Source organism: Bacillus sp. USDA818B3_A (assembly GCF_009928415.1).
Taxonomy (GTDB): Bacteria; Bacillota; Bacilli; order Bacillales; family Cytobacillaceae; genus Neobacillus.
Map to the genome: position 1 here is coordinate 521141 of NZ_JAABNN010000003.1, position 19490 is coordinate 540630.

At 40.3% G+C, this 19490-nt stretch carries 23 protein-coding genes; 1 reads left to right on the forward strand and 22 read right to left on the reverse strand.

The genetic code is table 11. From position 1 onward, the window contains the following. Nucleotides 1-451: 451 nt before the first annotated feature. The 6 genes from GXK58_RS08955 to mtnN all read right to left on the reverse strand — a co-directional run bounded on the left by GXK58_RS08955 (nucleotide 452) and on the right by mtnN (nucleotide 4431). Nucleotides 452-589, reverse strand: a complete 138-nt coding sequence (locus GXK58_RS08955) for a YrzI family small protein (RefSeq protein WP_160721839.1) — start codon at nucleotides 587-589, stop codon at nucleotides 452-454. A gap of 27 nt (nucleotides 590-616) precedes the next feature. Beyond that, nucleotides 617-757 (reverse strand): YrzI family small protein, encoded by a 141-nt coding sequence (locus tag GXK58_RS08960; protein ID WP_160721841.1) that lies wholly within the window; start codon nucleotides 755-757, stop codon nucleotides 617-619. Nucleotides 758-1273: 516 nt separating this feature from the next. After that, nucleotides 1274-1522 carry a YrhC family protein gene (locus GXK58_RS08965; RefSeq protein ID WP_160721843.1) on the reverse strand — a complete coding sequence of 83 codons (249 nt, stop codon included), beginning with the start codon at nucleotides 1520-1522 and terminating at the stop codon, nucleotides 1274-1276. A 136-nt stretch (nucleotides 1523-1658) separates the two neighbouring features. Continuing rightward, on the reverse strand, nucleotides 1659-2792 hold the full coding sequence (locus tag GXK58_RS08970; RefSeq protein WP_160721845.1) for a bifunctional cystathionine gamma-lyase/homocysteine desulfhydrase: 1134 nt from the start codon (nucleotides 2790-2792) through the stop codon (nucleotides 1659-1661). Nucleotide 2793: 1 nt separating this feature from the next. Beyond that, nucleotides 2794-3717 carry a cysteine synthase A gene (gene cysK / locus GXK58_RS08975; RefSeq protein ID WP_160721847.1) on the reverse strand — a complete coding sequence of 308 codons (924 nt, stop codon included), beginning with the start codon at nucleotides 3715-3717 and terminating at the stop codon, nucleotides 2794-2796. A gap of 18 nt (nucleotides 3718-3735) precedes the next feature. Continuing rightward, complete coding sequence (gene mtnN, locus GXK58_RS08980) at nucleotides 3736-4431, reverse strand: 5'-methylthioadenosine/S-adenosylhomocysteine nucleosidase (protein ID WP_160721849.1); 696 nt, start codon at nucleotides 4429-4431, stop codon at nucleotides 3736-3738. Nucleotides 4432-4708: 277 nt separating this feature from the next. Between mtnN and GXK58_RS08985 the strand changes: the two genes are divergently transcribed. Then, nucleotides 4709-4912: a DUF2536 family protein gene (locus tag GXK58_RS08985; RefSeq protein ID WP_160722212.1), complete on the forward strand. Its 204-nt coding sequence runs from the start codon at nucleotides 4709-4711 to the stop codon at nucleotides 4910-4912. A gap of 33 nt (nucleotides 4913-4945) precedes the next feature. On the opposite strand, the gene GXK58_RS08990 is transcribed toward GXK58_RS08985, so the two are convergent. The 16 genes from GXK58_RS08990 to GXK58_RS09065 form a co-directional block, all read right to left on the reverse strand. Continuing rightward, entirely contained in the window at nucleotides 4946-5578 is a 633-nt protein-coding gene (locus GXK58_RS08990; protein WP_160721851.1) for a YrrS family protein, read from the reverse strand. Between the two features lie 81 nt (nucleotides 5579-5659). Then, the gene (locus GXK58_RS08995; RefSeq protein WP_160721853.1) at nucleotides 5660-7414 is read right to left on the reverse strand and encodes a peptidoglycan D,D-transpeptidase FtsI family protein; all 1755 of its coding nucleotides are present in this window, start codon (nucleotides 7412-7414) and stop codon (nucleotides 5660-5662) included. Between the two features lie 59 nt (nucleotides 7415-7473). After that, nucleotides 7474-7950 carry a transcription elongation factor GreA gene (gene greA, locus GXK58_RS09000; protein WP_160721855.1) on the reverse strand — a complete coding sequence of 159 codons (477 nt, stop codon included), beginning with the start codon at nucleotides 7948-7950 and terminating at the stop codon, nucleotides 7474-7476. Nucleotides 7951-8105: 155 nt separating this feature from the next. Next, nucleotides 8106-8738 carry a uridine kinase gene (udk, locus tag GXK58_RS09005; RefSeq protein WP_160721857.1) on the reverse strand — a complete coding sequence of 211 codons (633 nt, stop codon included), beginning with the start codon at nucleotides 8736-8738 and terminating at the stop codon, nucleotides 8106-8108. After that, entirely contained in the window at nucleotides 8738-10012 is a 1275-nt protein-coding gene (locus GXK58_RS09010) for a peptidase U32 family protein (protein WP_160721859.1), read from the reverse strand. Before GXK58_RS09010 ends, udk begins: the two co-directional genes overlap by 1 nt. A 66-nt stretch (nucleotides 10013-10078) precedes the next feature. After that, nucleotides 10079-11008 (reverse strand): peptidase U32 family protein, encoded by a 930-nt coding sequence (locus GXK58_RS09015; protein WP_160721861.1) that lies wholly within the window; start codon nucleotides 11006-11008, stop codon nucleotides 10079-10081. Continuing rightward, nucleotides 11005-11658 carry an O-methyltransferase gene (locus GXK58_RS09020; RefSeq protein WP_160721863.1) on the reverse strand — a complete coding sequence of 218 codons (654 nt, stop codon included), beginning with the start codon at nucleotides 11656-11658 and terminating at the stop codon, nucleotides 11005-11007. The genes GXK58_RS09015 and GXK58_RS09020 overlap by 4 nt, the downstream gene beginning before the upstream one ends. Nucleotides 11659-11990: 332 nt before the next feature. Next, entirely contained in the window at nucleotides 11991-13127 is a 1137-nt protein-coding gene (gene mltG, locus GXK58_RS09025; RefSeq protein WP_160721865.1) for an endolytic transglycosylase MltG, read from the reverse strand. Nucleotides 13128-13295: 168 nt separating this feature from the next. Then, a complete protein-coding gene (locus tag GXK58_RS09030; protein WP_160721867.1) occupies nucleotides 13296-13601 on the reverse strand; it encodes a DUF1292 domain-containing protein in 306 nt (101 codons plus the stop codon). A gap of 12 nt (nucleotides 13602-13613) precedes the next feature. Continuing rightward, on the reverse strand, nucleotides 13614-14030 hold the full coding sequence (gene ruvX / locus GXK58_RS09035) for a Holliday junction resolvase RuvX (RefSeq protein WP_160721869.1): 417 nt from the start codon (nucleotides 14028-14030) through the stop codon (nucleotides 13614-13616). A 3-nt stretch (nucleotides 14031-14033) separates the two neighbouring features. Continuing rightward, nucleotides 14034-14300, reverse strand: a complete 267-nt coding sequence (locus GXK58_RS09040) for an IreB family regulatory phosphoprotein (protein WP_160721871.1) — start codon at nucleotides 14298-14300, stop codon at nucleotides 14034-14036. Nucleotides 14301-14487: 187 nt separating this feature from the next. Continuing rightward, complete coding sequence (gene alaS, locus GXK58_RS09045; RefSeq protein ID WP_160721873.1) at nucleotides 14488-17124, reverse strand: alanine--tRNA ligase; 2637 nt, start codon at nucleotides 17122-17124, stop codon at nucleotides 14488-14490. A gap of 332 nt (nucleotides 17125-17456) precedes the next feature. Then, complete coding sequence (locus tag GXK58_RS09050) at nucleotides 17457-18521, reverse strand: AI-2E family transporter (protein ID WP_160721875.1); 1065 nt, start codon at nucleotides 18519-18521, stop codon at nucleotides 17457-17459. Between the two features lie 96 nt (nucleotides 18522-18617). Further along, a complete protein-coding gene (locus tag GXK58_RS09055) occupies nucleotides 18618-18743 on the reverse strand; it encodes a YrzQ family protein (RefSeq protein ID WP_237389621.1) in 126 nt (41 codons plus the stop codon). 60 nt (nucleotides 18744-18803) lie between these two features. Beyond that, nucleotides 18804-18995 (reverse strand): hypothetical protein, encoded by a 192-nt coding sequence (locus GXK58_RS09060; protein WP_098529891.1) that lies wholly within the window; start codon nucleotides 18993-18995, stop codon nucleotides 18804-18806. A gap of 11 nt (nucleotides 18996-19006) precedes the next feature. Beyond that, nucleotides 19007-19483 carry a PRC-barrel domain-containing protein gene (locus GXK58_RS09065; protein WP_160721879.1) on the reverse strand — a complete coding sequence of 159 codons (477 nt, stop codon included), beginning with the start codon at nucleotides 19481-19483 and terminating at the stop codon, nucleotides 19007-19009. Nucleotides 19484-19490 lie beyond the last annotated feature (7 nt).

Consider the following 19490-nt stretch of genomic DNA (forward strand, 5'->3'; position numbering starts at 1 on the left):
AATAAAAAATGAGCATTGGCTTCTATTGACCAATGCTCATTTTTTTATTTATTCTACACTAATCTCTGCAGAAATTACGCATCCAATCGCCCCTGTAATAACAAGTGCCATCACAACCATAAACATGTTCTCCACCCCTTAGAGATCTGTCATTTTTTAATTTAAATTTATCATATTTACACAGTATCAATCTAAGGGAATCGTGAACATTTTGTTAACACTACTGATATAAAGAAAAACGTATGTCTTACATTAAAATATTTGTTTATGTTTCATCAATTTAATAATTAAAGTTAGAAATACAGTGTGCAGCGGCATTTTCTTGTTAACCTCCTAAATTCTTTTTTTATCTAGGTGGTATCTTTCATACCCCATAAGCTTGCTCCTCGTCCTTGCATTAAAAAAAATGCCATTATTAAAACCACCTTTCGTTATTTTTGAAAACACTCACTTACATCCGGTACATTGAAATCTGCCGGTCATTCTTTTGTTCATAAATTTTTTCAACCATCTCTTGATGGACAGCTTCTTGCGGACTTGTTTTTCGTTTATGGATGGTAATAGTTAAAAATAGGATATTTAGAGTCATTTTTTTCACTTCCTTTTTAATGCAGTCTTACATAAAACGATACATGGAGATTTGACGATCTTTGTTTTCTTCGTAAAGTTTTTCAACAAATTCCTGATTTGCTGCTTCTTCTAAACTTACATTTCGCTTTTTGATTGTGATTGATAAAAATAAAATATTCAGGGTCATAATAACACCTCCCTATAGGAAATTTGCTTAAAGATCATTTTCAACATTAACACCATGCGACTCCTCTAAGGCCCGCAGTTTTACCTTATGCTATACATATCCAAATGGCTCGTAAAAAGGGCACAAAAAGGCCGCAGAAAGAAATCCCTGCGGTCAGAGCATCCGATTTAGACACAAAAATACCGCAAGGCACGATTCTCCCTGCGGCATGGATATGTATTGTCGCTATACACTTATATAAAAGATAAGTGCTAAGCCATCCATTCCAATCTGGTCGAATGAGTGTTATTAAGATATACAGTTTTCATGTTGTTGTACGCGGCTGTGTTTGCTGTCCATGCTTCTCTAACTAACATCATTTTCTTCGACCTCCATTTGGAATATTTGACTTTCTATGGTAATTATATCCACGCTAACTAACTTTGTAAACCACTTTTTCCAAAATTTTTTAATAAATGATTGAAACGCCCGTTTTGGAAACAAGAAAAGCGCTCCGAATTCGGAAGCGCCTAAAGTTTAATTATAAGTTTCTTCATCCACTTCTGACAGTTTCTTTTGATACTGCTTAAATTGAATAAAAAATAAAATGGATAAAGCTATAAAGGACGTTGAAGAAAGAACCATTATATTTAAAGCAAGTTCGGTTTTTTCTCCAACGGGAGTAATCACACCTAAATAAAAAAAGATTCCAACAGCCAATAAGACAGTTCCGAAACGTTTGAAATCAACCATTTTTTCATACAAAGCCTTCGCTTGCTGCTTCACTACCTATCACCTGTCCTTCTTAAAATCTACTAACCTACTTTACCACACAAAAAGCAACCAAACAGTATGTAAATATTAGAAAAGGTGACAGGCACCATGTGAAACATGGTGCCTGTCACCTTTTCTAATTTCTAGACTATTCTAATGCTTGCGATAGGTCTTCGATTAAGTCTTCGACATCTTCAATGCCGACGGAGATTCGGACGAGACCTTCTGTAATGCCTAATTCTGCTCTTCGTTCTGCTGGAATGGACGCATGGGTCATTCGCGCTGGAACAGAGATTAAACTTTCGACTGCTCCAAGGCTTTCTGCCAACGTAAAATACCTAACTTTGCTTAAGATCTGATCGGCCCGCTGCCCGCTTCCCACATCGAAGGATACCATCCCGCCAAACCCTCTTGCCTGCCTTTTTGCAATTTCATGATTTGGATGCGATTCAAGACCAGGGTAAAATACTTTACTGACTTTTGGATGGTTTTGTAAAAACTCAACAATCGCCTTCGTATTTGCTTCAGTTTCTTCCATCCGGATTCCTAATGTTTTAATACCGCGTATCAATAACCAGGAATCCTGAGGTCCTAATACACCGCCAGTCGAATTCTGAACGAAATGCAAATCTTCTGCAAGCTTATCACTATTTACCACAGCTAACCCGGCAACCACATCACTGTGTCCGCCAATATATTTCGTGGCACTGTGAAGAACGATATCCGCCCCAAACTCCAATGGATTCTGCCAATAAGGAGTTGAAAAGGTATTGTCAACGATGGTGAGCAAATGGTGCTCCTTGGCCAGTTTCGCTGCCGCTTCGATATCAGTGATCTTTAAGAGCGGATTTGTCGGAGTTTCAATGTAGATCGCTTTTGTATTCGGCCGGATCTCACGCTTTATATTTTCCAAATTACTAGTATCCACAAAGGTGGAATCAATGCCAACACGCTTCAGTACCTTCGTCAATACACGGAATGTCCCGCCATAAACATCGTCTGTGATAACGACATGATCCCCGCTGTTAAACAGCATAAATACAGCAGTGATGGCCGCCATTCCAGATGCAAAGGCAAAACCCGCTTTACCGCCCTCTATTTCCTTGATCAGCTCTTCTAACGCGTGTCTGGTCGGATTACCCGTCCGCGAATATTCAAACCCCTTATGCCCTCCAATTCCCTCCTGCTTATATGTGCTCACCTGATAAATGGGGAAAGAAACGGCACCAGTGGCAGGGTCTTCACTGATTCCACCGTGAATGAGTCTTGTTTTCGGCTTCAATCTAAATCCCTCCTTCAAAAATCCTCTTACTTAAATAACGTTCACTGCCGTCCGGAAAAATAACCACCAGATTGGACCCAGCTTTTGCCGCTTTTGCCTCCTTTAAAGCGGCACACAAAGCGGCACCTGAAGAACTTCCACAAAGCAGTCCTTCCTTTACTGCTAATTCCTTTACCAAACGAAAGGCATCCCTATCCGAAACGGTATGAATCGCATCAAAATAAGCGGGGTCCATAAACCTAGGTAAAAATTCCATCCCTATCCCTTCTGTTTTATGAGGGCCTGATTCACCGCCATTTAAAATGGATCCTTCCGGTTCTACGATTACCGTCTTCACCTTTTGGTTTTGTTCTTTTAGGTATCGCGCCGTCCCCATAAATGTCCCTCCCGTGCCTGCACCGGCTACGAAAATGTCGACACGTCCATCCAGTTGCTGCCAAATCTCAGGTCCAAGCGTTTTATAATAGGTTTCAGGGTTAGCGGGATTACCGAATTGCTGCGGGTAGTAAGAACCCGGCATTTCTTTTAAAAGCTCCTCCGCTTTCGCAATGGCTCCCTTCATCCCTTGTTCTGTCGGAGTATGAACTACCTTAGCTCCTAACGCCTTCATTAGTTCCTGTTTTTCGATACTGAATTTTTCTGGCACACACAGAATAACCTGTATCCCTTTATTAATGGCGGCAAGTGCCAAGCCGATTCCGGTATTTCCGGCAGTAGGTTCGATGACCGTACCGCCCCTTTTCAGCTTTCCACTCGAAAATGCCTCTTCTAAAAGTTCTATACCAAGCCGGTCCTTGACACTTCCCCCTGGGTTCATGAATTCAAGTTTTGCAAAAATACGCACACCTTCAGGCAAAGAAAATTGTGTAATTTCAACCATAGGTGTATGCCCAATTAACTCGTGGACGTTTTTGTAAAACTGCATTGCCCCACCCCTTAAATACTATTTTAAGGCAGCTACCATTTTCATAACCAAAGTAGCAGAATTAGTTGCTGCTTTGTCTATAAACTGATCAAATGAAATTTCAGACTCCTTGCCGGCTATATCAGAAAGGGAACGGATAATGACAAACGGCACCTCGAAACGGTGGGCTACCTGTGCAATTGCTGCTGCTTCCATTTCAACCGCCTGCAGATCATTAAATTTGGACCGAACAAACTCGACACGTACGGGGTCCTCCATAAAAGAGTCACCTGTTACGATTAGCCCCTTACTAATTTGAAAATTCTCAATTTCTTTTGCAGCTGTCTCGGCAACAGAGATTAATTTTTCATCTGCAACAAATGCAGCAGGAAGCTGAGGTACCTGACCATATTCATATCCAAACGCGGTGACATCGACATCATGATGACGAACTTCCATGGAAATCACTGCATCGCCTACATTTAGAGAAGGATTATAGCCGCCAGCTGAACCCGTATTAATAATACAATCAGGCTTATATTTCTCTAGAAGGATCGTCGTTGACATCGCTGCATTTACTTTTCCAATTCCTGAACGCAGAAGAATGACCTCCACACCGTGCATATTTCCAAAAGTAAATTCACATCCAGCCACCGTTTCTTGTGTCTGACCCTCAATATGATCTCTTAGTAATGTGACCTCTTCTTCCATAGCTCCAATAATTGCAATCTTCATGAATTTACCTCTTCCTTTTCTCGCCACAATAACCCAACAACTTATAACAATAAAATGGATTGTGTTATTGTATTCACTTAGGTAGTGTCAGGTTAGTGAAGGCCCTAGTTTTTTTTAGTTTACGTTTTATGATTATAATCTTCCTCTGATTCAACCAACATATCCGCAAACCCTATTCTATCACCATTTAAAAACAACCTGCTAGATTAATGATAAAGCAATTGTATACACGCAAGAAAATAACTAAAATGAACATATAGAAGGGGGTATCAACTTGATGAATTTTCAACTCGACTTTATTGAGGATAAGGTAGAATTTTTCGAAGCTAATAATTTAAAGACATTGCAAAAAAAGATTGAGTCACAGATTGATGAGAACCGTGCTATTATGTTATCAGTTCATTCCGTATCCCATCAAATGCATGTCAACGAAAACGGTCAGACTTATTTTACAGCTGTTGTGCATTTTAAAAAGAAATAGGATGGTGCATTTATAAGCACCATCCTATTTTCATTATTGTGGTTCAACCTTTGTAGGGACATAGCCTTGGCCATCTACCCATTTTATATAAACCTTATATTTCTGTGAATTACCTTTAGAAGCAACGGTCCCAACGGCTCCATTGGCTGTAGACTTATCACTGCCTAGCCAATAGACTGTCATATTGCTCTGCTCAATACCTGTTGCATTAGAAATGGCATTTATCATCGCCTGCCAGTCTTCGCCCTCGAATGTCATTTTATGGTCACCAGTTTCAGTTGTCGTGGCAGCTTCTTCATCAGCCTGTGTATCAGCTGGCTGCTCTGGTGTGGTCGTTTCTTGACTTTCCTGGTCATCTGCATTTTGATCCTCTGAAGAACTGTCGTCACTTGCTACAGTGTCGTCTGTTGTGTTCTCATCGGTTGTTGTTTCTTTATCCGTTGTTGTTTCTTTATCATTTGTTTTTTCTTTATCCGTTGTTTTTGTTTGTTCTGTTTTTGTACTTTCCGTTTTTGATGAGGATGCATTGTCATTTCCCGAAGCGAAAATATTATAGGCAACAAAAATAATTAGTAACAGGACGACAACAATTAACGAATTCAAAACTAGATTTGTTTTTTTCCGTTTCGATCGATAACCCGAACGCGAATTGAAATCATTATTCAAAATTAATCCCTCCAAAAAATATGGCTCTCAATATTCTAACACGATTTGATGAGAACTTGAAGGGAAAACCTTTCCACTTGCTTAGTCTTGATCCTCTTCATAAAGCATTTTGACCATGTCGGCAAATAACAGATTCACTCCGCCCTCAGAATCTAGGACATCTAAATTCACAGCCACAAGTGCATATTTAGGATCTTTGTATGGAAAGTATCCAGCAAACCATTTATTATGAAGCTGCTTCCCGTTCATATATTTCCCTGTTTCAGCCGTCCCGGATTTCCCCGCTGTTTCATAAGGCAGCTCTTTAAACCATCTTCCTGTACCATTTGGGTTAACGACCACTTCCCGAAGCAATTTTTGCAGCCTCATGCTTGTGTATGGTGAGATGGTATCCCCCTTTAATTCCTGAACGGGAAAATTCACCATGGTTGTCCCATTTTTATACTCAATTTTGGATACCGTCCTAACCATCTCTTTTTTCCCCCCTCTAGCAATAGTTGCCATCATATTGGCAACAGCTAAAGGGGTGGCGCGGACTTCATGCTGGCCAATCCCCGACATGGCTACAATGTTGGCGTCCTTTCTTGCCTCATCTGAAATAAATACACGGCCCTTCTCTTCATTAGTAAACTGTTTGAAATCACTTGTATGATACACGTCACCCTGCCAGCCGACCGTGCTAGTTAAAGATAATTTATCAGCATAGACCTCTAAAAGATGAGAGTCCTTTTTTTGTAATTCCTTAGCTATCTCACCAAAAGTGCGGTTGCAGCTTCTTGCAAAGCTTTCAGTGAAACCCAGTGATCCATAATTATATTTCAACTCTTGTCTGCCATTAATTTTTTTACTGCAATCAAATTGACGCCCAGGGTTATCTAGATTATTATCAATTGCGGCGGCTGCGACAACTGTTTTGAACACGGATCCCATTATCTGCTGTTTTAACATATGATTAACGATTCCGGCACCGCCATAGGGATCCTTTTTATTAATAGCAGGCCGGGATACCATTGCGAGAACGCTGTTATCTTCAATATTAAGCAGGATGAGTCCGCCCTTTTTAATATGATACCTGTCCACCAAGACCTCAGCCTTTTGCTGGATTCCTTTATCAAGAGTAGTACGTACATTCACAGGATAAAACGGATTAGCAGGGTCAACATATTTCACATTGATGCCAAATAAAGGACCACCCGTGCCGTCTACATGATAGACAAGCTTTGATTTACCCTCAGGAAGCAAGAATTCATCAAAGCTTTCCTCAAGGCCCGAAACACCCAATAAGGTTTTCTCTGATAATTCTTTATTAGGATACCTTTTTTTTACTAATTCTGGGTTTTCACCCGTTAATCCTAACAATTGTTCTGCGGGAATTTGAGAACGTTCAAACTTCTTCTCAACGGCAAATACACCAGGAATATTTAATTGATTAATTCGTTCCATTTGTGAAGCAGTTAACTCCAGTGGTTGTGGGTCACCATAAGCAAACGGCTTCTTAGCCCCCTTGACCGCCATTTTTAATACATTTTCCTGAACACCGGTAATTGCTGAAACTTTTTTGGCGTCCCAGTCTACTTTTTTTAAAAAAGGGAAAAGGACTAGGACGGATACTTTTTTAGAGTTGAGCATCGTACCGTTCCGGTCAAGAAAGTTTCCCCGGCCATTATCAATGACCAATTCCTGAGTTCTTTGCTTCACACTTTCCTCAAGTAAGTTAATGTTATGCTTTGAAAATGTTTCTGTCTCGGTTAATTGTATTTGTATAAGGCGGACCAAAAGCAGTGTCAGACCCATAATACAAATGAAAAGCCACCCCAGCGCCCGTCTTTTCCACATAAAAAACACCTCGTCAAAAGTTTTGACGAGGTGAAGACATTTCAAACTATGGTTATAAATTATTTAATTGAAACAATACGTACGTTCATTTCTCCGCCTGGAGTTTGCACGGTTACTTGGTCGCCAACTTTTTTCCCAAGAAGGCTCTTAGCAATTGGTGAATCGTTTGAAATTTTTCCTTCAAACGGGTCAGCTTCTGCACTTCCCACGATGGAGTAAGTTTCTTCTTCCCCATCCGGAAGCTCAATAAAAGTAACAGATCTTCCTAATGCAACAGAGTCTCCTGCCATTTCGCTTTCAGCAATGATCTTTGCATTACGAATCATATTTTCTAAGGTTGTAATACGACCTTCAACAAATGCTTGCTCTTCTTTTGCAGAATCGTACTCGGAGTTTTCAGATAAATCACCAAAGCTTCTGGCAATTTTAATTCTTTCCACCACTTCTTTACGTTTTACTGATTTTAAATATTCAAGTTCTTGTACAAGCTTATCTTTACCTGCTTGTGTCATTGGAAATACTTTCTCAGTAGCCAAAACCCTCACTCCTTCTAGTCTTCACAATCCCCCATGATAGAATTGTGTATAATATTATGTAGGTGTAATACCATATGGTAAATACATAGTAGCGCGTCCTTATAAAAGGGCGCGCATTTTATCTATTTATTTACGTCTATTCTTTTGCTATTGTGTCATAAAATTGCTTTTTGTTCAAGAATTGTTTGAATTTTTGTGACCATTAAATCTATGGCAACATGATTATGGCCGCCTTCAGGAATAATGATATCTGCATATCGCTTCGTAGGTTCGATAAACTGGTTGTGCATAGGACGGACAACATTGAGATATTGTTCGATAACCGAATCAAATGTCCGTCCCCGCTCTCTAATATCACGTGTCAGCCGGCGGATAATTCTTAAATCTGCATCTGTATCCACATATAATTTAATATCCATTAAATTTCGGAGACGCTCATCCTCAAGGACAAGAATGCCCTCTAGGATGATTACATCCTTAGGTTCTACCGGTATCACCTTTTCCGAACGGGTATGAATGGAATAATCATACACAGGTTTATCAATAGCCTCATAGCGAAGAAGCTTCTCGATATGTTCAATCAGCAAGTCATTATCAAAAGCTAGCGGATGATCATAGTTTGTTTTCAAACGTTCTTCAAATGGTAAATGATGCTGATCTTTATAATAATAATCCTGTTCAAGAACTAAAATCGAATGATCCTTTAAAGTTTCATAAATGGATTTTGTTACACTGGTTTTTCCGGAGCCGGAGCCGCCGGTTACACCAATAACAACCGGTTTGCGCATTAAGCGTTCTCCTTTCGCATCATGTTGTTAGGGTACACCGGTTTGTCCAATTTAAATTGTACAATTTGAAGTGGATGTCTAGCCGCATCCAATTCATTCCCTTTTTCATCCCAAATTTTATCAATGACATGAGTAAAATTCTCAATTTCAGGACCGAAGAATTCCACTTCATCACCTGGTCTGAAATGGTTACGCTGCTGCAAAGTAACCATTTGTGTCTCTTTGTTATAATCTAACACGAGTCCAACAAAGTCAAACGTTGTCTTCTTGCTATGATTACCAAACATTTGCTCTTTATACCCCGGAATTCCTTCAAAGAATGCTGGAGCTGTTTCACGGTTCGCACATTTATCAAGCTCTTCTAACCATTCTTTCTTAATTACAAAATTCTCAGGATCGGCACAATAAGCATCGATTACTTTGCGATAAACACTAACAACTGTTGCAATGTAATGAATGGATTTCATACGGCCTTCAATTTTTAAGCTATCGATTCCAAGCTCAATCATATTCGGAATTGCCTGGATTAAATTAAGGTCTTTAGGACTCATCGCAAAAGGTGAATCGTTTTCTCCAAACAAGGCATTTTCTTGGTCAGTGCCCTCAAGCTTGTAAAGATCATAGTCCCAGCGGCATGACTGACAGCAGCCGCCGCGATTTGAATCTCGGGCTGTCATGTGATTACTTAATGTACAACGGCCAGAATAGGCAATACACATTGCGCCGTGAATGAAGGTTTCGATTTCTACATCGACCTTTTCTTTCATTTCTCTAATTTCCTCAGCTCCAACCTCACGAGCTAACACGACCCGTTCTGCCCCCGCTTCTTTCCAAAACTGAGCTGCTTTCCAGTTAGAAAGTGATTGCTGGGTACTAATATGAATTTCAATTTCAGGCGCCAGGCGGCGGCAAGTTTCAATGATCAGCGGATCAGCAACGATAATTCCTGCAATACCGGTTTCCTTCAAGCCTAAAATATATTCCTCTAAGCCATCAATATTTTCATTGTGAGCAAAAATGTTTGTTGTTACATAGATTTTTGCTCCGTATCTCTTCGCAAACTCTACGCCTTCTTTCATTTCTTCGAAGGTAAAGTTATCGGCGTTCGAACGAAGTCCATATTCCTGACCGCCAATAAAAACAGCATCCGCACCATAATGCACAGCAATTTTTAATTTTTCAAGATTGCCTGCTGGAGCAAGGAGTTCCGGCTTCTTTACAATGACGCGTTTTCCATCGATGATTTCAGAAATTTTGTCTATGACTGTATTCACGAGTGAACCCCTCCCAATAATTTTCTAATTTTTATATCAGCGCTGCTAAAAGCGCCGCAACTTTGTTTAATAAACGGTCTCTTTGAAAAAGAATCCTGTATCCAATGAACGATTGGCTGGCTGAATTTCCTCAATAGCCTCTAGCAGCTCGTCCTTCTTGTCATCATATGCATCTGGATCTTCCACACATAGATCGATTGCGGTGCGGTATGCTTTTGTTACCGCTAGAATGTATTCAGGGCTTTTTAGAATCCCATCAATTTTAAATGAATCAACACCGGCCTCAATCATTTCTTGAAGCTCATCAATGATACAAATATCATTCGGGCTCATAATATGGGTACCATTTTCATCTTCGAAAATCGGATATTTATTTCCGCGCTCCTTGTCATGCAGGAACATATTTTCTTCTTTCTTGCGGTTTTCGACTTCCATAACCTTGCCTTGATACTCATAATAGTTTCCAAGCAGGGAACGTTTGGATTGGAACATGCAGCTCATCCCATGTACCTGAACTTCAATCTCCACTTCCGCATTTTCTTTGATTTCCACGATAGCATCCATGTTAATCTCACGAGCCAGCACCGATCGTTTTGCACCTTTTGTGCCCCAATAATTACAAGTAAACCAGTTTGTTCCGGTTGTTTCTGTATTCCAATGAAGCTTCATTTCAGGAGCTGCATCTTTCGCAGACATTAAAACAGCTGGGTCACCAAAAATGATAGCATCGGCATCCGCTTCTTTGACAAATTTGATATAGTCGTCCAGCTCTTCAATTCTCTCGTTATGGAAAATAGCATTCATGGCTACATAAACTTTCTTTCCTTGGCTGTGTGCCAGTTCAATCGCCTTTTTAACATTATCACGGTTAAATTCACCGGCAAGACGCAGTCCGTAGCGCTGTTCACCGACTACAAACGCATCTGCTCCCGCTTCTGCTAAAGGCAAAATATCGTCCACTGTTAATGGAGTGACAAGTAATTCCGGTTTTTTCATACCTCTCGCCTCTTTCTTTTGCTAATCGCAATACCATCACCAACTGGTAAGATGATGGAATCATAATCGTTATGGTTCATTAACCAATCATTAAAATCATCTATTTTCTTCACCAGATTCCGGATTCTTTTGGATTCAATTATCTCTTTTTCCGCAACAAGACCCTTAAAAAGTACATTATCTGTAACAATTAAACCGTCAGAATTTAAATACTTTGAATAGATTTCAAAAAACTTTTTATATTGCCCTTTTGCAGCATCAATAAATATAGCATCAAATGGACCATGCTCACGAACAGCATCCCCTACTTCAAGGGCATCTCCCTCAATTAAGGTGATTTGTTCAGCCTTACCCGATCGATGAATAAATTCTTTAGCCTTTTCGATTCTCTCCAAATCCCGTTCAATGGTAATGATCCTCGCATCAGGCAGAGCTGTGGCCATTCTTAATGCCGAATAGCCAATGGCCGTTCCTACCTCAAGGATTTTTTTAGAACGGTGGACTCGGAGCAATTGCAGCATGGTTTCTATTCCGGTAAGTTCCATGATGGGCACTTGATGTTCGAGTGCATAGTTCTCCATTTCCATTAATAATTCATTCCGCAATGGAATAAGACTTTCTATATAAGATTGCAGCTTATCATTTACCAAGCTGCCCTCACCTCTATCCTACTGAGAAAAGCACAAGGCGATTAAACTATGGCTCGTTGCCTCGGGTCCGATGGCGCCTAGTCTCACAATTCTCAAATTCTTAACTTAAATTAAATGCTTCTATTATTGCCAATACAGTATTCTTTAGACATGAAAAAATAGCGTACACAGGTTCGATTCATACAAGCGAAAGTCATGGCTTGTGCTTTGTTTGGGGAAAAAGAGCCGCCAAATCCTAGAACTGTGGGTTACGCTATAGAATACTTATTAAAACACCTGAATTATTTTACCATAAAAAAAGGAGGAATGCTAATCTTTCCTCCATGTACTAACTATTTTTTATTGGTAATATATTGAGCCTTTTTTTGATTATGTTCGGCTAAAGTTTTGGTAAACACCACTTCTCCACTATCTGTTGCAAGGAAATAATAATAATCCGTTTGATTCGGTTCAAGTGCTGCCTCAATAGACACCCTGCCCGAGTTGGCAATTGGTCCCGGAGGCAGTCCCGTATTCAAATAAGTATTATAAGGTGAATTGACTTCCAGATCCTTATAGTAGACCTTTTCTTTATGTTTGCCTTGTGCATACAGAACCGTTGGATCTGTTTGCAGCGGCATTCCTTTTTTCAGCCGATTATAAAATACACTAGCAATGGTTTTACGATCAGCCTTCCCGGTTGCTTCCTCCTCAACAAGTGAGGCCATCGTTAACAACTGATGGACGGACAACTTTCTCTCTTCACTTTTCTCCGTGTAATCCGATAGCACTGTTCTTGTCTTATCGAGCATGGCAGTTACCATTTCTTCCACAGTCGGATTTGGTTTATAAAATGGATACGTCGCTGGATATAAGTACCCTTCCAGCGGATACTTCACAGTGGAATGCAAGATTTCTTCTGTTAATATATCAGGATATTTAGTCATAAGTGATTTGATATATTCTTGATTATTTAATTTATTAAATACATCTGCTTCATTTTGATTGGTAGCTTTCGCCATAATACCGGCAATTTCCTTCAGCTGTCTGCCTTCTGGAATGGTAATTTTAAAATCAGCTTCAGCCAAAACCTTTCCCGTTTTCAAACGATTGACAATTTCAGCAATATCCATCGAAGGACTCATCTGGTATTTACCTGCCATAAAGCCGCCTTCATTTTTTAACTTAACATAGTATTTAAATACCTTTGCATTTTTTATTATTCCGCTGGCTTCTAATCTTTCACCAATACCTGTTACAGATGACCCCATTGGTATATCAACGGTTTTAGTCACCTTACTGTCAGCATCAATAGGTTTTAGTGCAGATTGTATATATAAGTAACCTCCACCGCCAATTAAAATAATGGATAATAGCAGGAATATTGATATGGCAAGAACAAACTTACGTACAATTTTTGCTTCATGATGTTGTTCAAGCATTTTTTGTCGAATGATATCTTTTTTACTGCCCTTTTCCTTTGTTGTCATCCTGTTCCCCCTTCCCTAATGCACTGATACATTAACTCTTAGTCTATAGATTCACTTAAAAAGCTATCAATAATAATTTGAGCATACAGTAAGAAAAATGTCAATTTAACAATTAATATGTAAAAAAAGCACACAAAAAGACCGGCCAAAATTAGCCGGTCTAAGCGTTTATTCTTCTTCTTGTTCCTCGTTAAAGGTATTAAATACCTCTTCTACCATATCCCATTCTTCGTCCGTTTCAATTTCCATTAACTCACCGAAACCGCCATCTTCTGTAGGGATATACGCATATGTAAGGATATCAATTTCTTCTTCCTCATCCTCATTTGCACCCACAGGGTAAAAGAATACGTAGGACTTTTCAAACTCATCGGAGTCAAATGTGAAAAGTATTTCAAATAGTTGTTCATCGCCATTTTCATCGACAAGTGTGATGTAGCGTTCTTCTTCTTCATGATTATGTTCGTGTGCCATTTTTTCACCTCATTAATTTTTGCTATCAAGATAACCTTGCAGGATCATAACTGCTGCCATTTTATCAATGACTTTCTTTCGTTTTTTCCGGCTGACGTCAGCCTCTAACAAAACACGTTCAGCAGCCATTGTTGTTAAACGCTCGTCCCACAGTACGGTTGGAACATCAAACCGGCTCTCAACTTCAGCCGCATATTGCTTACTGGCCTCTCCACGCGGTCCAATTGTCCCATTCATATTTTTAGGTAATCCGATAACGACAGTATCAACTTGATACTCCTTTATTAATTTCCCAATTTCCTCAAAACCAAACTCTTGTTTTTCCTCGTTTATTTTGAGGGTCGTTAAGCCCTGCGCCGTCCAGCCTAGTTCATCACTTAAGGCAATCCCGACGGTCTTTGAGCCTACATCTAATCCCAATGCGCGCATTCATTAAACCTCTCGCTGTTTTTTTAGATAGGATTTCACTAGTTCCTCAATAATCTCATCCCGTTCTAGTTTTCGTATGATGTTACGGGCATCACGATGACGAGGAATATAGGCAGGGTCTCCAGATAATAAGTAACCAACTATTTGATTAATTGGGTTATATCCTTTTTCCTGCAGGGCCTCATATACTTGAAAAAGAACATCGTTGACATCATGTTCAAACGGCTCTTCAGGAAAATTAAACCGCATCGTTTTATCAAATGAGCTCATTTCATACACCTCGCTTATTTTTTACGAGAATTGTCTAGCTCCAGCGCCTAGGGGCTCGGGTCATAAGCCAATCCGTCAAGAAGGTTAAAGAACAACCTTCTCGCCGGCTCGTCTTATGCCGGTCGCCCCTGGACAAGGCGCTTCCGCTTTTCTAGTTACCTACATTTTACACTAGTTTGGCCCATTATCAAATGGATTTCACCCATTCATCAACGAATTGAAGGGCACCATCTAATTTTTCTGGGTCTTTACCACCCGCTTGAGCCATATCCGGACGGCCGCCTCCGCCGCCTCCGCAACGTGTTGCGACCTCTTTAATTAACTTTCCGGCATGATAGCCTTTTTCAATGAGGTCCTTTGTAACAGCAGCAATTAAATTCACTTTTCCATCTTGCGCGCTGCCAAGAACAATTACACCTGAACCTAATTTTTGTTTCAAATCATCGGCCATATTTCTCAGGTTATTCATATCAGCAGCTTGTACTTTTGCAGATAAGACTGTTACACCATCAATTTCTCTTGCCTTTGAAACCAGGCTGCCAGCTTCAATATTTCCTAGCTTGGCTGAAAGTGATTCATTCTCGCGCTGCAGCTGCTTAATTTCTGCCAACAGTCCTTCAATCCTGCCGCCAATATCCTTTGGATTTGTTTTTAATTTTTCAGCAGCATCCTTTAATTGCCCGACTTGCTCATTTAATAATTTGTAAGCAGATTCGCCTGTTACAGCTTCAATCCTTCTAGTGCCGGCCCCGATTCCACCCTCGGAAACAATTTTAAAGAGACCAATCACAGAAGTATTCGGTACGTGGCATCCGCCGCAAAGTTCTAAACTGTAATCTCCGACTCTAACAACACGGACAATATCACCATATTTTTCGCCAAAGAGTGCCATGGCTCCCATTTCTTTTGCTTCAGCAATTGGTTTTAAGCTAATATCTACTTCGATATTGCGCCAAATTTTTTCATTAACAATCCGTTCAACTTGCTCCAATTCTTCCGGTTTAATTTGACCAAAGTGAGAAAAGTCAAAACGGAGACGTTCTGGTTCAACAAGTGAACCGGCTTGGTTTACATGCTCACCTAGTACATCTTTAAGGGCACGATGAAGCAAATGGGTTGCCGTATGGTTTTTAATAATTTTGACACGATTTTCAGGGTCAACAGTAGCTTTAACTTGGTGATTGGTTTTCAACTGTCCGCTTTGGATAACAACCTTATGCAGGTTTTGACCATTTGGCGCCTTTTGAACATCCTTCACTTCAGCTGTCACACCGTCACCTTGAAGTAAACCGCGGTCAGCAATTTGGCCTCCGCTTTCTGCGTAGAAAGGAGTGATGTTTAAGATGAGCTGTACTTCTTCACCTGCCACTGCTTGGTCAACTAGTTCACCGTCTTTAATAATGGCTGAAACGGCAGAGTGAGTTGTCATTTCGTCATAGCCAACAAATTTACTTTCGAGTGTAACATCTCTAAGGACACCGCCTTGAACTTGCATCGAATCAACATCTTGACGGGCTGCCCGGGCACGTTCACGCTGCTGCTCCATCTCTGACTCAAATCCTGCGTGATCTACTTTCATACCTTCTTCTTCTGCATATTCTTCTGTTAATTCAACCGGGAAACCATACGTGTCATATAGACGGAAAATATCGGCCCCAGAAATGGTATCACTGCCCTTTTCTTTTTCCTTGCTGATGACACTTGCTAAAATCGTTAAGCCTTCATGCAGGGTTTCGTGGAAACGCTCTTCCTCATTCTTAATGACCTTTTGAATAAATTCTGTCTTATCCTTGACTTCTGGATAGTAATCTTGCATAATCTCGCCCACTACTGGAACCAATTCAAACATAAATGGACGGTTAATATTAATTTGCTTCGCATAGCGGACCGCACGGCGCAGCAAACGACGCAATACGTAGCCGCGGCCTTCATTTGATGGCAGCGCTCCATCACCTACAGCAAAAGCAACTGTACGGATATGGTCGGCAATTACTTTAAATGCCACATCCTGTTCCTTGTCGACCCCGTAACTCACACCAGAAATTTCTTCTGTTGCCCGAATAATCGGGATAAATAAATCTGTATCGAAGTTCGTTGGAACATTTTGCACGACGGAAGCCATCCGCTCAAGTCCCATACCTGTATCAATGTTTTTCTTAGGCAGTGGTGTATAAGTGCCATCAGGGTTGTGGTTAAATTGAGAAAATACAAGATTCCAAACTTCCAGGTAACGATCGTTTTCCCCGCCTGGATATAATTCTGGGTCAGCTGGGTCGTCCCCATACTCTTCTCCGCGGTCATAGAAAATTTCTGTATTTGGGCCGCTTGGTCCTTCACCGATATCCCAGAAGTTTCCTTCTAAACGAATAATACGTTCTTCCGGAATACCAATCTTTTTATTCCAGATTTCATAGGCTTCATGATCTTCCGGATGAACAGTAACACTAAGCAGTTCAGGGTCAAAGCCCATCCATTTATCAGAAGTTAAAAACTCCCATGCCCAGACGATGGCTTCATCCTTGAAATATTCTCCGATCGAGAAGTTTCCAAGCATCTCAAAAAAAGTATGGTGACGTGCAGTCTTACCAACATTTTCGATATCATTGGTACGAATTGATTTTTGCGCATTCGTAATTCTTGGATTTTCGGGTACTACACGTCCATCAAAGTATTTCTTTAAGGTTGCAACCCCGCTGTTAATCCATAATAATGACGGATCGTCATGCGGAACAAGTGATGCACTTGGTTCAATGTTATGTCCTTTTTCCTCATTAAAAAATTGAAGAAACATGGAACGAATCTGGGCTCCTGTTAATTTTTTCATTTCTTATAGACCTCCTTAATATAAAAAAGCATACAAAAAAGCCCTCATCCCAAAACAGGGACGAGAGCTTAGTCTCGCGGTACCACCCTGATTATGAATACAAATCTATGTACTCATCTCTCAATAATAGCCTTAACGCGGCCGTGACGGCAGTGATTAGCTGCACTCCGGATTAGCTTTCTGTCATCCTTCATCTAGAACTTCTTTCAGCCTGGGAAGCTCCTCTCTTCTGCGCAAACCTGCGTTACAGATGGACTATAACATACTTGATCCTTCTACATTTTTAAACAATTATACTATATGACGAATTATAGCCACCAAAAAAACGTTTGTCAATTTGAATTGTGAATTAGGTGGTTTTTTGCATGAATGATTCCTACTTTTAAAATGGCTAGGATCGGGACAGCAAGTATGAGTCCTAACACTCCCCCGACTTCACCCCCAGTTGTCAATGCCCCCATGATCAATAACGGGTGCATATGCAAACTCTTGCCGACAATGTAAGGGGATAATATATTTCCCTCGAGAAATTGGAGTCCAAAGACAATGACGATAGTTATTATCACTAATTTCATGGATATGGTGGCGGCAACAATGACTGCGGGTACAGCCCCAATGATTGGACCAAAATATGGTATGACATTTGTAGCCCCAACAATCACCCCTAATAGGAGCGGATATTTCAAATCGAACAACCAAAATAGCAGAGAGGAAAGACTGCCGATGATCACACAAACAAGCAGTTGTCCTCTAATATAGCCTCCGAGAGAAAGGTCTACATCCCTAAGGAATAATGTCCCTTTTTTTCTCCACCTTTTAGGTGTCAGATACCAAACAGCCCGTTTTAATAGTGGATAGTCTTTTAACATATAGAAGGTGATAAAAGGAATAATCATCATTAACAGGGCTGAGTTTAAAACGTTAACTAGAATATTGACGATAATCGTTAATAAGGAATCAAGTTTACTTTCGAAAACGTCTATCCCTTCATCTATTCTTGCCTGCAAGCCATCTGGCCATTCCCTCGTATGCTTTTGGAGCTGTGCTATCCATTCGCGGTACTGCTCGGCAAAGACAGGAGCACTTTCTGATAAGTCTTTTATTTGGTCAATAACGATCGGAATTCCCTTATATAAGGAGAAACCAATTCCTCCAAAAAAGATAAGATAAATAAGAATGATTGCAAAACCGCGATGAAGTCCTTTTTCATGTAACTTCTCAACAATGGGATGCAGTAAATAGGTGATGAATCCTGCAATAACGAAGGGTAAAATAATCGTTCCAATCATTCGAACAATCGGCACCCATAAGGAGCTGATTTTCAGAAAAACAAAAATAGCGATTAATAATAGCAGTAAGAAACCAATCCGATAATACCATTTTACCCGAATATCCACATCAAGCCCCTCCTTGCATTAGTTTTGGAGACTGGTGGTGGAAATATACAGGATGATACAGAAATCCCCCTCAAGGTTCCCTGAGGGGGATTAAACTTAAAGAAACGCGCGTTTTACCTTTTTACTCATCTTTTTTATATTGCGGGCTGACATCATATTATTTCTTTGGGCAATATTGTAGGTTGCCATCCCTGCACCAAAAACAAGCATGGTCGTCATCATTTTATTCAATCGTCTCACCTCTTTAACAGAATGGCCAGACTAAACCCTGAGATTCCTCAGTTAAATCGTATAACGACGCTCTTCTTCTTCAAACAAATCATCCAATGAACTCAGCGACCCGTCTTCTTCAACCTGATGGGTATTGATGATCCCTTTGTTAACGGAGAGCTCAATGAAACAATTCCAGCAATAATATTGGTTGATGCCAATTTTGCCGATATCTTTGCTTTGACAATTGGGACACTTGAACATGAAAAGACACCTCACGTATTATCTACATCTACGATAATGGCATCCTTTCCGATCGCTACGGGCTTCCCGGATTGAATGACTTGTTTGCCTTCCGTGATCTCCGAAAAGAAGCCATCCGTGATTTCATACCCTACGATTGTGCCCAATTCTTCCTGAAAATAAACATCTTTTAACATTCCGAGTGAATCGCCGCTTTTAGATAACATCATCATGCCATCTAAGGAATGTTGATGGTTTAATGTATATTCAGGGCTCTCCCGCAATTTTTCTAAATGCTTGCTATCATCAATCATTACCCCATCCCAGCCAAAGGAGGCCACTTTTTTGATTTCAAGGAAGTAGGTTTGCTTGAAGAATACTCCTTTTTTAACCAATAGCCCTTCGACTTTTCCGGTGCTTGCTATACATAGGTCAGTAATTTCGCCTATTTTTGAACCGCTTTTTGTTTCAAAAACAGGCTGCCCTTTTAATAAAGAGAATGTCCGCAAAGAGTTT